Source organism: Bradyrhizobium sp. AZCC 2230 (assembly GCF_036924495.1).
GTDB classification, from domain to species: Bacteria; Pseudomonadota; Alphaproteobacteria; order Rhizobiales; family Xanthobacteraceae; genus Bradyrhizobium; species Bradyrhizobium rifense.
Genome location: NZ_JAZHRS010000001.1, coordinates 1,095,477 through 1,107,867, shown reverse-complemented (window position 1 = coordinate 1,107,867; position 12,391 = coordinate 1,095,477). Strand labels below are relative to the sequence as shown.

Genomic DNA, 12,391 nt, shown 5'->3' with positions numbered 1-12,391 from the left:
CATGCGCTATCTCACCACGGCGGCCATACTCGCCGTCGCATTTGCCGTACCGGTTCATGCGGAGGAATTGAGCGGCACGCTGAAGAAGATCAAGGACACCGGCGCGATCACCCTCGGGATACGCGACAGTGCCGTGCCCTTCAGCTTCATCGACGACAAGCAGAAGATCGTCGGCTATGCCGTCGACATCTGCATGAAGATCGTCGATGAGATCAAAGCCGAGCTCAAGCTGGACAAGCTCGAGGTCGTTGAAAACATCGTCACATCGTCCACCCGTATTCCGCTGATGGCGAACGGGACCATCGACCTCGAATGCGGCTCGACAACGAACAATGCCGACCGCCAGAAGCAGGTGTGGTTCACCAACACGCATTTCCTCACGGCGAGCCGGTTCGTGTCCAAGAAGGCGCTGAAGCTCGACCAGGTCGATGACCTCAAGGGCAAGGCTGTCGTCTCGGTCGCGGGCACGACCAACATCACCCAGCTCAACAAGGCCAACGCGGCCAGGTCGCTCGGGATCACCGTGATGAATGCCAAGGACGTCCCCGAAGCGTTCCTGATGGTCGAGACCGACCGCGCACAAGCCTTCGTCATGGACGACATCCAGCTTGCGGCGATGATCGCCTCGTCAAAGGATCCGTCGCTCTACGCCATCAGCAATGGCGCATTCTCGGATCCGGAGCCCTATGGCATCATGCTGCGCAAGGACGACACGCCCTTCAAGGCAGTGGTCGATCGTGCCACTGCAAAGCTCTACAAGAGCCCCGACATCGAGAAGATTTACGACAGATGGTTCATGGAGCCGGTGCCACCGCGGGGCCTCAACTTCCACGTCCCGATGCCGGCCTCGCTGAAGAAATCGTTCGAGAACCCGTCGGACAATCCCGATCCTGCTTCCTACGGAGGATGAGGACGATTTGAGGCATAGCCCGGATGGAGCGTAGCTCGATCCGGGCCGCAACTCACTCCAGATACGTCGTCAGTTGCGCGCCTTCATCCGCCACGAACACAGCGATCAGTTCGGCCGGCTCCGTGGTGCTGGCATTGGCAGAGACCAGATGCGTCGCGCCCGGCGGTTCGAAGAAGGACTGGCCGACACCGAACGTCTCGACCGGACCGCCCCCGAGCTGGGAGCGGATGTCGCCCTTGGTGATGTAGGCCGTCACCGAGCCTGCATGCCGATGCGGTCGTGAAAACCCGCCAGGACCGTAGAACACGCGCACGATGGTGACGCGCTTGCCCGGTACGTTGGGCAATGCGTAGGAGCCGATCGGTTCGACCTTGTCGAGCGGCGAGCTTTCCGCGGCGGTGGCGCAGAGCGGTGCGAGTGCGCCTGATACGGTGTCTATCGTCGCCGGCAGCACCTTGCCGATCGCAATCGCGCAGACGAGCCCGCCGACGACGGCCAGCGCCATCGAGCGCAATGGCACAGGGCGCGGCATGGTGGCCAAATTCATTGCAGTCATGACAACCTCCCTTCGTTGCAATCAGGATGCCGCGGCATTCGCCGCAACCGGCCGCTTCGCCGGCGTCCAGCGATAGGCCGCACCAAACCGGTTCCAGACGTTGATCGAGGCGATTGCCGACGTCAGGTACATCAGCTCGGTCTCGGAGAATTCACGCTGCGCCTCTGCATAGACCTCGTCGCCGCAGCCGTCGGGAAGCAGGGTCAATGCCTCGGCCCAGGCTAGTGCCGCACGCTCCCGCGCCGAGAAGATCGGCGCCTCGCGCCAGACCGCGACCAGATGGAGCTTGTCCGCGGGCAGGCCGAGCCGCTCCGAGAGAAGGATATGATGCTGCACGCAGAAGGCGCAGCCGTTGATCTGGGAGGCACGCAGCTTGACGAGCTCGAGAAGCTGCTTGTCGAGGCCGGCCTTGGCCGCAACCTGGCCCAGTGCAAGCACAAGATCATAGCCGTCCGGCGCAATCTTCTTGAAATCCTCGTACTCGCTGCGGGCGTGTGACATCGCCGCTCACCTCGTGTTATTGTAAGACTGCTTATATCTTATAAGAGCTCTTATATTATGCGCAAGTCGGCCAGCATCACGAAATCGAAACCGGAGCAGAGGGTATCCAGGCAGGAGGCTACGGTGCGCGTGCCGGCCCCCGGCGAAGGCAAGCGCGGCGAGCAAGGCTATCTCGGCTATCTCTTGCGTCAGGCCCACGCCGCGGTGCGGCTGAAGATGGAACGCACGCTGGCTGATCTCGGGGTGACCTCGCCGCAATTCGCCGTGCTGACCATGCTGAATGCCTATCCCGGACTATCAGGCGCCGACGTCGCCCGCCTCACCTTCCTGACGCCGCAGACCGTCGGCGTCATCATCCGCAACCTCGATCGCGACGGCGCGATCCTGATGACGCCGCATCCCGTTCACGGCCGCATCCAGCAATGGACGCTGACGCCGCGCGGCGCGACGCTGCTCAAGGCTTGCCGGGATCGCGTGCTCGAACTGGAGAAGCGCCTGGTGACAGGGCTCGACGGCAAGGCTGAAGTCACTGTCCGCCGTTGGCTTGCGGGCATCGCAGCCGATCTGCAGGATGAGGCCTAGTCGCCTCCTCCGTCGCCGCCGTCACCATCTCCGAAATCGCCGAAGCCGAAGTCGCCGTCACCCTGAATGCCGCGACCGAAATTTTCTGCGATGATCATCATAACCACGACCAACAGCCCCGCGCCGAAGGGCCAGGGATTGGCTCGGATGATGTCGAACAGCTCCCGCATGTGCGCATGATGCGCAGATGGAAGCGAACCGACCGTAAAAGGACAGACTTAAAGTTTGGGATTTGGGAGGCTGGCCTATCCGCCCTTCAACACTTTCTTAACCTCGCCATCCGGCCAGGTCTCGCTCGCGGCGATCACGCGCACGCGGCATCCGTCGGCGGCATTCACCAGCACATGCGAACTCACCCGGTCGCCGCTCGGCTCCAGGCGCAGATCGGTTTCGGGCTTCCAGCTCAACGTAGTTGCGAGATCGCCGGGGAAAATCTGCCATTGCGATCCGTCATCGAGTTCGACGACGTGGCTTTCCGCATGCGCGCGTATCTTCATTCCACCCCGAATTCTCTGGGAAGGCGGGCCCTGGCGATCAGCCGGGGCCCTATTCCGTCAGTCGTTGTCGTGATGAATCACGGTCTTGCTGCGGTTGCCGAACTCATCTTCCTTCTTGATCACAGTGGTGCGGTCAGCAGGTTCACGCTCCTTGATCACCGTGGTGCGGTCACGATCGCGGTCCCGCTCGCGATACTCGTGGGACTGTCCAACAGTCACACCGGCGCCGACCGGGCCGACAGGAACGCCGACTTCATCTGCGAACGCGGGGGCCGCAATGGCCGTGACCATGGCAGCGGCAAACAGATACTTCCTCATCTCATCCTCCTCCAATGTGTGCGGAGGGAATGCGGGAGTGCGACACTTTGTTCCTGGGAACGTGACGTCTGAAGCCTGTTCCTCCTGTTCCAGGAACCTGCTCACAGCAGCCTTGTTTCCCGCTACAATGCATCCATGAAACAAGCTGATTCCTCGGCCCATCACAGCCGCCGCGCGCTCCTCCAATCCACGCTTGGCGCAGCCGCTCTGCTCGCAGTCCCGACAGGCGTCTTCGCGTCGCCGCCCGGCTTCGACGAATGGCGCGAGGGTTTTCGCGCGCGTGCTATGGCCAAGGGCATTTCGGCTGCGACCTGGCAGCGCGCGATGGCGCGGGTCGAGCCCGACATGAGCGTGTTCAAGCAGATGCGCAACCAGCCGGAATTCCACGAGCAGGTCTGGCAATACATCAACCGCCGCGTCTCCGACTGGCGCATCATCAACGGCAAGATCGCGCTGAAGAACAACGAGGCGCTGCTGACGCGCATCGAGCGCGATTTCGGCGTCGAGCGCGGCACGCTGTTGGCGCTGTGGGGCGTGGAGTCCGCCTACGGCGATCCGCTGGTGCAGCAGAACCACATGACGCCGGTGTTTCCCTCGCTCGCCGCACTCGCCTGGAACGAGCCGCGCCGCAAGGCCTATTGGGAGACCGAGCTGATCAATGCGCTCCGCATCGTCGACAAGGGCTGGAGCACGCCGGAGGAGATGCAGGGATCCTGGGCCGGCGCCATGGGGCATTCGCAATGGATGCCGGAGGTCTGGCTCAATGTCGGTATCGACTATGACGGCGACGGCAAGGTCTCGCCGTTCGGCAAGCCGGATGACGCGCTGGGCTCGACTGCAAAATATCTCGTCAATCGCGGCAAATGGCATCGCGGCGAGCATTGGGGCTATGAGGTCCGCGCGTCCGGCGAGATGAGCGGCGGCCGCACCTATGCGGCATGGCAGGCGGCGGGCGTCACTCGCGCGGATGGCCAGGCATTTCCGCAACCGACTGCATCCGCGCAGATGTGGACGCCGGTTGCGGGCGGACCGACGTTCCTGCTCGGACCGAATTTCAACGCGGTGAAGAGCTACAACCCCTCGATGAATTACGCGCTGGCTATCTGCCATCTCGGCGACCGCTGCCTGGGCGCGCCGCCGTTCATCCAACCCTTCCCCGGCTCCGAGCGCGTGCTGACGCTCGCCGAGGTGCAGGAGATGCAGACGCGGCTGACCAAGGCCGGCTTTGATACCGGCGGCACCGACGGCCGCGTCGGCAATGACACGATGAAGGCGATCAAGGATTTTCAGCAGCGCGCCGGGATCACACCCGCCGATGGATATGGCGGGCTGAAGGTGCTGGCGAAGCTGCGGCAGGGGTCGTAGACCGCCTCAGTGCCGGTACTGCGGCTCTTCCGCATCGAGCTGGCGGCGGATCGCGGCGAGATGGAGCCGCGCGGATTCGGAATCGCCTTCGCGCATCTGCCTGTAGGTTTCGGCTGCGATCGCGGGATCGACCGGCAGCACCTTCCGTCCCGTCGACATCGCCAGCACCTGCACCTCGGCGGCGCGTTCGAGGTAATAGAGATCGTCCCAGGCTTCCGCAATCGTCGGCGCCAGAACCATCACACCGTGATGCTTCATGAAGACGATGTCGGCATCGCCCACGGCCGACGCAATGCGCGCCCCTTCGCGGTCGTCGAGCGCGAGGCCGTTGTAATCGCGGTCAACCGCCGTGCGGCCGTAGAATTTCAGCGCGGTTTGCCCGGCCCAGATCAAGGGATCGCCCTCGGTCATCGACAGCGCAGTCGCATAGGGCATGTGGGTGTGGAAGGCGACCTTGGCGCGCGGCAGGCGCTTGTGCATCTCGGCATGGATGTAGAACGCTGTCACCTCGGGCTCGCCTTCGCCATCGAGGACGTGGCCGTGGAAGTCGCAGATCAGGAGTTTTGAAGCGGTCAGCTCGCGAAAGGCGTAGCCGTAGGGGTTGACCAGGAAGAGATCGTCATGGCCGGGCACCACGGCCGAGAAGTGGTTGCAGATGCCCTCCTCGAAACCATTGCGCGCTGCCATCCGGAAGCAGGCGGCGAGATCCTCGCGCGCCGTGCGGATCGCATCGGTCGCGAGGTCCGGCCGGTTCGAGCGGACGTCCGAGGGTGAGGAGGCGTGAAGGCTGTGCGCCATGGCGAAGGAGACCTCTTTCGGGCAGGAGACGGCAGCGTTTTACAGGGCGGACGCCTGCGCGTCAGCCCCTGCGGCCGCCACCCTGCCCTGCGCGTCTCATGCCCGCCGCGGCACCCCGCCGGCATTCATGCCGCCATCGATCACGAGCTCGCTGCCGGTGACGTAACGCGAGGCATCCGAGGCCAGATACAGCACGCCGGAGGCGATCTCCGCAGCCTGTCCGGCGCGGCCAAGCGGGGTTGCGACCTTGGCGCGCTCGTCCGGATCGATCGGCGCATTCTGGCCTGCGCCAGTCGCCCCGGTCGGGATCTTGCCCCAGATCGGCGTGTCGATGATGCCGGGATGCACGGAGTTGACGCGGATGCCGTCGGAGGCGGCCGCACACTCCATCGCGATCGATTTGGCGAACAGCCGCACGCCGCCCTTGGTTGCCGAATAGGCCGACAGCCCAGGGGCGCCGCGCAGGCCAGCGAGCGAGGACATCATGACGATCGAGCCACCGCCATGCTTGCGCATCAGCGGCAGGCAATGCTTGACCGAGAGAAACACGCTGTCGAGATTGATCGCGTTCTGCTTGCGCCAGTCAGAGAGCGTCATGTCGGTGATCGAGGGCACGGCAATGCCGATGCCGGCGTTGGAGACCATGATATCGAGCCGGCCATAACGCTTCGCGATCTCGGCAACAATCTCGATCCAGCGCTCCTCGCTGGTGACGTCCTGCTCCAGAAAGATCGCCTTGCCGCCGGCTCTTGTCACTCGCTTGGCGAGCTCGGGGCCGCGCAGCTCGTCGATGTCTGTCGCAATGACGGTGGCGCCCTCGCGCGCGAACAGCTCGACGATGGCTTCACCAATACCGGATGCGCCACCTGTCACCAGCGCAACCTTGCCCTCAATCTGCCCTGCCATGTTCACTCCCTTTCTTTTTTGTTGTTTGAAGTTTGTTGTCAGTGGCCGCTACCTGATCACAGATGGCCCCTGGTCCGGTAGTGCGACGTCGATGACGCGAAACTGCACGCGTTCGACACCCTGATAGCGATCGACCGACAGGGACCCGGCGACATTCAGTTGCTGGCCACGATTGGCGAGAAGCGCGTTGCCAAGCTTTTGCCCGACCGAACGGAACGCGATGCCGTTGACGATGGCACCGTCCCCCGACTTGAAGCGCAGCCTCAAATGCGCCTGTCCCACCTCGTCGGCAAACACGAGCTGATGCGCCGGCAGCGCCAGCACGGCTTCCGGATTGCCGCTGCCGAAGGGACCTGCGCGATTGAGCGTGGCCGCAAGCTCCGTCGTCACCGCGCGCGCCGAGATCGCGCCGTCGATATAGAGCTCGTTGACATGGCGCGCCTCGGCGACGTCCTGCGCCAGCGCGTTCTCCAGATAGGCGCGGAATTCGGCCAGCTTCTCTTTCCGCAGCGTGACGCCCGCGGCCATCGCGTGGCCGCCGCCCTTGAGCAGAATGCCGTCGGTGACCGCCTGCCGCACCGCCTTGCCGAGATCGACGCCGGCGATTGAGCGGCCCGAGCCGGTGCCGATGCCGCCGGGCTCGAGCGCAATCGCAAACGCGGGCCGCGAGAACTTCTCTTTCAGCCGCGAGGCGACCAGGCCGACCACGCCGGGATGCCAGCCTTCGGACGCGGTGACGATGACGCCGAGCTTGTCTTCCAGCCCTATCGAGGCGAGCGCCTCGGCTTCGGCCTGCGCCTCCGCGGCCTGCTCGATGATACGGCGCTCGCTGTTGAGACGGTCAAGCTCGGCCGCGATCCGCGCGGCCTCGACGCTGTCGCCCTCGAGCAAAAGCCGAACGCCGAGATCGGCACGGCCGATACGGCCGCCGGCATTGACGCGCGGGCCCAGCATGAAGCCGAGATGCCAGGCCTCCGGCGGACCATTGAGCCGCGCCACGTCCATCAGCGCGGTGTGGCCGACATGGTCGCGCCGCCGCATCGCGATCAGCCCTTTGGCGACGAAGGCTCGGTTCAGGCCGACCAGCGGCGCGACATCCGCGACGGTGCCGAGCGCGACGTGATGCAACATGCCGAGCAGATCGGGCTCGGGCATCTCAGCGTTCCAGAAGCCGCGCTGGCGCAGTTCGCGATTGACCGCGACCAGGGTCACCAGCACAAGGCCGACGGCGGCGAGATGGCCGAGGCCGGAGAGATCGTCGAGCCGGTTCGGATTGACCAGGGCGTCGACCTCCGGCAGCTCCGTACCGGCCTGGTGATGGTCGATCACGACCACCGACATGCCGAGGCGCTTCGCCTCGGCCAGCGGCTCGATGCTGGTGGTGCCGCAATCGACAGTGACGAGCAGCGTGGCGCCCTTGGCGGCCAGGGCGCGAACGGCTTCGACGTTGGGGCCGTAGCCTTCAAAGATGCGGTCGGGAATGTGGATCAGCGGATCGAGCCCGCAATGGCGCAGATGCCAGGCGAGCAGTGCCGCCGAGGTCGCGCCGTCGACGTCGTAGTCGCCGAAGATCGCGACGGTTTCGCCCTTCATGGCTGCATCGGCGATGCGCTTCGACGCGGCTTCCATCTCCGTCACGGTGAACGGGTCGGGCATAAGCTTGCGGATGGTCGGATCGAGGAAGTCGGGCACCGCGTCGATGTCGACGCCGCGCCCCGCGAGCACCCGCGCCAGCAGTTCCGGCAGCTGGTGACGCTGCACGATGGCGAGCGCCGTGGCGGCCCCGCGCGCGTCCAGCCGGTTGCGCCAGAGCTTGTCGGTAAGCGAACGCGCCACGCCCAGGAAGGCCTGGGGCATTTCGACGGGCAAGGCGGTGGCGGGCGGCGTCATGACAAGAGGCTGACTGTTGGAACTGAGGTCCCGGACAAATACGGACGTCCGGCGCTGGGCTGAAAGCGATTGGCTGGCAAACCCTCGGGATTTGCAACGGCCTGGGCGCACAAAGCGGTGGACGGCTGCCTAACTGGCGGGAGTGACTATCATTTGGGCATTCCGCCGAACAGCAAATTAAGCAGGCGTTAGGTTGAATCCTAGAAAAAGACTCGTATTCGATCTGTGATTTGATTGTTCCGGGTTCGTTGCAGATCAGGCCTCATTGCCAAGGGAAGTTACCCGATGTCTGCTGCGCTGGGTCTGAAAACCAAGCCGACCACCACCGAGCCCGACGACGACGACGATTCCGACATCTCCGCGCTGATCAACCGCCTGACTGCGGAGGTCAACCAGATCGCGGTCGACAAGACCAAGTCGATCCAGCAGATCACCAACCAGATGAAGATGCTGGCGCTGAACGCGCTGATCGAGAGCTCGCGAGCCGGCGCGCAGGGCGCGGGCTTCGCCGTGGTGGCGCAGGAGGTGCGCGGCGTCGGCCAGCAGGTCGAGACCATCGCGCGCGAGCTCGAGACGCAGCTGACCAAACGCACCGGCGATCTCGTCGCCTCGATCGACCGCATGAGCCAGCGGTCGCGCGGCGAGCGCATGATGGATCTGTCGCTCAACGCGGTCGAGCTGATCGACCGCAACCTCTATGAGCGCACCTGCGACGTGCGCTGGTGGGCGACCGATTCCGCCATGGTCGATTGCGCGGCCTCGCCTGCGCCTGCCGCGGTCACCTACGCCTCGCAGCGCCTCGGCGTCATCCTCGGCGCCTATACCGTCTATCTCGACCTCTGGCTCTGCGACCTCGACGGCAACGTCATCGCCAACGGCCGCGCGGATCGTTTTCGCGTGGTCGGCCAGAACGTCGCCCACACAAAGTGGTTTCGCGAGGCGAAGACCCTGCGCTCCGGTGACGACTATGTCGCCGGCGACATCGAGAACCAGCCGCTGCTCGGCAACGCCCAGGTCGCAACCTACTGCGCCAGCGTCCGCGCCGGCGGCCAGGCCAACGGCGCGCCGGTCGGCGTGCTCGCCATCCATTTCGACTGGGAGCCGCAGGCGCGCGCCATCGTGCAGGGCGTGCGCGTCGGCGACGCCGACAAGGCCCGCGTGCTGCTGGTCGACTCGCATTTTCGCGTCATCGCTGCCTCCGACGGCCAGGGCATTTTGAGCGAGCGGATCTCGCTGTCGCTCAACGGCCAGCGCTCCGGCTTCTACCAGGACCGCTCCGGCACGATGATCGCCTTCCATGCGACGCCGGGTTACGAGACCTATCGCGGGCTCGGCTGGTACGGCGTGATCGTCTGCGCGGCGTGAGTCCGGAGCAGTCCAACCCAAACCTTGAAAACAACCCCATGCACAGTAGCGGGAGGGTTGTTTTCATGGCGGTTTTTGTTTTCGATCCGGCGGGCGACAGCAAGCCTGAAATTTTTCGCGGAACGCAGTTTGACACGTCGGGCAAAACACCGGCATTCTGCGATGATGGCATTGTTCGCGGGCGAGGCTCAGAGCGTCAGGCTCTGGCGATGCCCTCGCCGACCGTCTGCAATGGTGAGATTCCGAGCGTCTGCGACGGACGCTCTCCGAACATCGCAAGGTAGTATTGCGAGAACCGGCCGAGCTCGTAGAACCCCTGCTGCATGGCGACGGCTGCCACGGTGGTCGAGCCGGGCGCGCTGTCGCGCAGGATGGAATGAACCGCACAGAGCCGTTTGTGCCGGAGGAAGCTGACCGGGCCGAGGCTGAACACTTCCTGAAAGGCACGGTGCAAGGTCCGCCGCGATACGCCGAGCGCCGCGCAGATCTCCGACACATGCACCGGGCGCGTGCCGGTCTCGTCGAGATAATCCTCGACCCTGCGGATCAGCCGTCGCGCCGAAGGCAGCCAGCCTTCGTCGTCGGGCGGCAACGATGACATGACATTGGCCGCCATGCATTCGACGATCGATCGCCTCCAGAAATCGGAGGTCGACGGCGTCAGGCTGCCCTTGCGGGCGCGCAGATGCGACATGATCCGAACGAGACGGCGTGTTGCGATCGCGCCGGTTTCGAGATCCGCGCGGAAATGACCGCGGCTGCGCCAGGTGTCGGGGTCGCTCAGCCTCGCCTCGCCGCCGAACAGGGACGCGACCTCGGCAAGATCGAAGCGCATGGCGGCATAAGCGGAGGCGCCGTGGAAAACGCCGTCGTGCTCGAGCAACGGCGGTATCACGAGCACGTCGTTGAGCTGCATGTCGAACGACCAGTGCGCGACACGATCTTCGGCTGCGAGCAGCATCCCGATGATCAGCTTGTCGTCGCTGGAAACGCGCTGTGTGCGCATGCCGACGTTGAAGGCGCCGATGCTGAGCGAAAAATCGTCGATACCGATATGCGACAACGTTCCGCGCAGCCGCCCGCGGCCGAGCTGCATCACATCGACATGCGAACCATGAACGGCCTGATGAAGTCCTTCGAAACCGTCCAGCTTGCGCGAATCAACCAGAAGGAATTGCCCCATGGCTGTACCCTGTTACTGAAGGGCGACAATTCTGGGGCAATCAGCAACAAAATACCACCACAACGCGAAGTGGGTGCGACAATCCGTCTTCGCGTTTTGAGACAAACGCTATCGAAATCAGGCACGCAAAACTCTCTGCATTGCGCTGTAGTCTCAAGTATTTTTCGAGATCGGTCGTCAAGTCTCACCCATCCCTCCTGTGTACTGGCACAAACTGCACATCACAGCAGGCCAATCTTCCGATACCGTTTTCAACCTTAGCGTTATCGATCGGAAGCGCTCTGCGGATGGCAGAGCGCACGCGGCAAGTATTTGCCGGGTGCTCGAAAGCGTGCGCGCGATGGGAAAGAGATGTTGACGCAATGAGGCGTCGTCCTCTCCTCAAAGCGCCAAAAAAGAGGGGACCAGACAATGCGTTCAATGTACCGGGCAATGTGCCGTCGTCGACCTCTGCCAAAGTCTTCGCCGTAGCGTCAGGTGGACTACGTGTATCGGGGTTTCCACCATGCTGCGCGCGGATCTGGATCACTGCGAGTGGTTGCCGGATGATGTGAAGACCGGCGAGATGGTCTTCATTCCCGGCGGCACTTTTCGCATGGGATCCGACCATCATTATCCCGAGGAGGCGCCGAGCCATCGCGTCACCGTCGACGGCTTCTGGATTGATCGCACGCCGGTCACCAACCGGCAGTTCAAGCAATTCGGCAACGCGACCGGCCATGTCACTGAGGCGCAGATCGTTCCTGATCCCAGGGATTATCCCGGCGCACTGAAAGAAATGCTCTATGCGGGATCGCTGGTGTTCTCGCCCCTGCCACGCATCACCGATCTCACCGACTGGAGCCAGTGGTGGTCCTTCCTGCGCGGCGCCAACTGGCGGCACCCCTACGGCCCCGGAAGCAATATCAAAGGCCTCGACGACCATCCGGTCGTGCACGTCTCCTATAGCGATGCGACAGCCTACGCGCACTGGGCCGGCAAGGATCTGCCGACCGAGGCTGAATGGGAGTTCGCCGCGCGTGGCGGCCTCGAGGCCGAAGAGTTCGCCTGGGGCGATGCACTGATGCCGGGCGGCAAGCACATGGCCAATATCTGGCAGGGAAACTTCCCCGTCCAGAATCTCGGCGAGGATGGGTATGAGCGTACCTCGCCGGTCATGGCCTTCCCGCCGAACGGCTACGGCCTCTATGACATGATCGGCAATGTCTGGGAGTGGACCTCGGACTGGTGGTCGGCCCGGCATGCGGCCGACGCTGCGAAACCCTGCTGCATCCCGCACAATCCGCGCGGCGGCCGCGAGGACGCAAGCTTTGATCCATGTCAACCCAACATCCGTATCCCGCGCAAAGTCTTGAAGGGTGGCTCGCATCTCTGCGCACCCAATTATTGCCGTCGCTACCGTCCTGCGGCGCGGCACGCCGAGCCGGTCGATACCTCGACCAGCCATGTCGGCTTCCGCTGCGTGATGCGGACGCCTCTCGTCGTTCACCGCGAACAAGAAGGATCTGCTGCAACATAAG

General features: G+C 63.9%; 14 protein-coding genes. 5 read left to right on the top strand and 9 right to left on the bottom strand.

All coding sequences use genetic code 11. From position 1 onward, the window contains the following. The first annotated feature begins 1 nt into the window (after nucleotide 1). On the top strand, nucleotides 2-910 hold the full coding sequence (locus V1280_RS05240) for an amino acid ABC transporter substrate-binding protein (RefSeq protein WP_334519954.1): 909 nt from the start codon (nucleotides 2-4) through the stop codon (nucleotides 908-910). A 52-nt stretch (nucleotides 911-962) separates the two neighbouring features. On the opposite strand, the gene V1280_RS05235 is transcribed toward V1280_RS05240, so the two are convergent. Both V1280_RS05235 and V1280_RS05230 read right to left on the bottom strand, forming a co-directional pair. Next, nucleotides 963-1,466, bottom strand: coding sequence for a cupin domain-containing protein (locus V1280_RS05235; RefSeq protein WP_334519951.1), 504 nt, complete (start codon nucleotides 1,464-1,466; stop codon nucleotides 963-965). A 21-nt stretch (nucleotides 1,467-1,487) separates the two neighbouring features. Then, nucleotides 1,488-1,967 (bottom strand): carboxymuconolactone decarboxylase family protein, encoded by a 480-nt coding sequence (locus tag V1280_RS05230; RefSeq protein ID WP_334519948.1) that lies wholly within the window; start codon nucleotides 1,965-1,967, stop codon nucleotides 1,488-1,490. A gap of 57 nt (nucleotides 1,968-2,024) precedes the next feature. On the opposite strand from V1280_RS05230, the gene V1280_RS05225 reads away from it, so the two are divergent. Beyond that, nucleotides 2,025-2,549 (top strand): MarR family winged helix-turn-helix transcriptional regulator, encoded by a 525-nt coding sequence (locus V1280_RS05225; protein ID WP_442895106.1) that lies wholly within the window; start codon nucleotides 2,025-2,027, stop codon nucleotides 2,547-2,549. On the opposite strand, the gene V1280_RS05220 is transcribed toward V1280_RS05225, so the two are convergent. From V1280_RS05220 to V1280_RS05210, 3 genes are all read right to left on the bottom strand, one after another. Further along, nucleotides 2,546-2,719, bottom strand: a complete 174-nt coding sequence (locus tag V1280_RS05220) for a hypothetical protein (RefSeq protein WP_334519945.1) — start codon at nucleotides 2,717-2,719, stop codon at nucleotides 2,546-2,548. The two genes, V1280_RS05225 and V1280_RS05220, sit on opposite strands and share 4 nt — an antisense overlap. Before the next feature lie 75 nt (nucleotides 2,720-2,794). Continuing rightward, nucleotides 2,795-3,046, bottom strand: a complete 252-nt coding sequence (locus V1280_RS05215) for a hypothetical protein (protein ID WP_334519943.1) — start codon at nucleotides 3,044-3,046, stop codon at nucleotides 2,795-2,797. Nucleotides 3,047-3,103: 57 nt separating this feature from the next. Next, entirely contained in the window at nucleotides 3,104-3,364 is a 261-nt protein-coding gene (locus tag V1280_RS05210) for a hypothetical protein (RefSeq protein ID WP_334519941.1), read from the bottom strand. A 135-nt stretch (nucleotides 3,365-3,499) separates the two neighbouring features. On the opposite strand from V1280_RS05210, the gene V1280_RS05205 reads away from it, so the two are divergent. Continuing rightward, nucleotides 3,500-4,729: a lytic murein transglycosylase gene (locus V1280_RS05205; RefSeq protein ID WP_334519938.1), complete on the top strand. Its 1,230-nt coding sequence runs from the start codon at nucleotides 3,500-3,502 to the stop codon at nucleotides 4,727-4,729. A 6-nt stretch (nucleotides 4,730-4,735) separates the two neighbouring features. Here V1280_RS05205 and V1280_RS05200 read toward each other — a convergent pair whose 3' ends face one another. The 3 genes from V1280_RS05200 to recJ all read right to left on the bottom strand — a co-directional run bounded on the left by V1280_RS05200 (nucleotide 4,736) and on the right by recJ (nucleotide 8,323). Continuing rightward, nucleotides 4,736-5,527: an aldolase gene (locus V1280_RS05200; RefSeq protein ID WP_334519935.1), complete on the bottom strand. Its 792-nt coding sequence runs from the start codon at nucleotides 5,525-5,527 to the stop codon at nucleotides 4,736-4,738. Nucleotides 5,528-5,623: 96 nt separating this feature from the next. Next, nucleotides 5,624-6,433, bottom strand: coding sequence for an SDR family NAD(P)-dependent oxidoreductase (locus tag V1280_RS05195; protein ID WP_334519932.1), 810 nt, complete (start codon nucleotides 6,431-6,433; stop codon nucleotides 5,624-5,626). Nucleotides 6,434-6,481: 48 nt separating this feature from the next. Continuing rightward, nucleotides 6,482-8,323, bottom strand: coding sequence for a single-stranded-DNA-specific exonuclease RecJ (gene recJ / locus V1280_RS05190; protein ID WP_334519929.1), 1,842 nt, complete (start codon nucleotides 8,321-8,323; stop codon nucleotides 6,482-6,484). 285 nt (nucleotides 8,324-8,608) lie between these two features. Between recJ and V1280_RS05185 the strand changes: the two genes are divergently transcribed. Beyond that, nucleotides 8,609-9,688 carry a methyl-accepting chemotaxis protein gene (locus V1280_RS05185; protein WP_334519926.1) on the top strand — a complete coding sequence of 360 codons (1,080 nt, stop codon included), beginning with the start codon at nucleotides 8,609-8,611 and terminating at the stop codon, nucleotides 9,686-9,688. 196 nt (nucleotides 9,689-9,884) lie between these two features. Here V1280_RS05185 and V1280_RS05180 read toward each other — a convergent pair whose 3' ends face one another. Then, nucleotides 9,885-10,871 (bottom strand): helix-turn-helix domain-containing protein, encoded by a 987-nt coding sequence (locus tag V1280_RS05180; RefSeq protein WP_334519922.1) that lies wholly within the window; start codon nucleotides 10,869-10,871, stop codon nucleotides 9,885-9,887. Between the two features lie 505 nt (nucleotides 10,872-11,376). Between V1280_RS05180 and V1280_RS05175 the strand changes: the two genes are divergently transcribed. Beyond that, complete coding sequence (locus V1280_RS05175) at nucleotides 11,377-12,390, top strand: formylglycine-generating enzyme family protein (protein WP_334519919.1); 1,014 nt, start codon at nucleotides 11,377-11,379, stop codon at nucleotides 12,388-12,390. The last annotated feature ends 1 nt before the right edge of the window (nucleotide 12,391 follow it).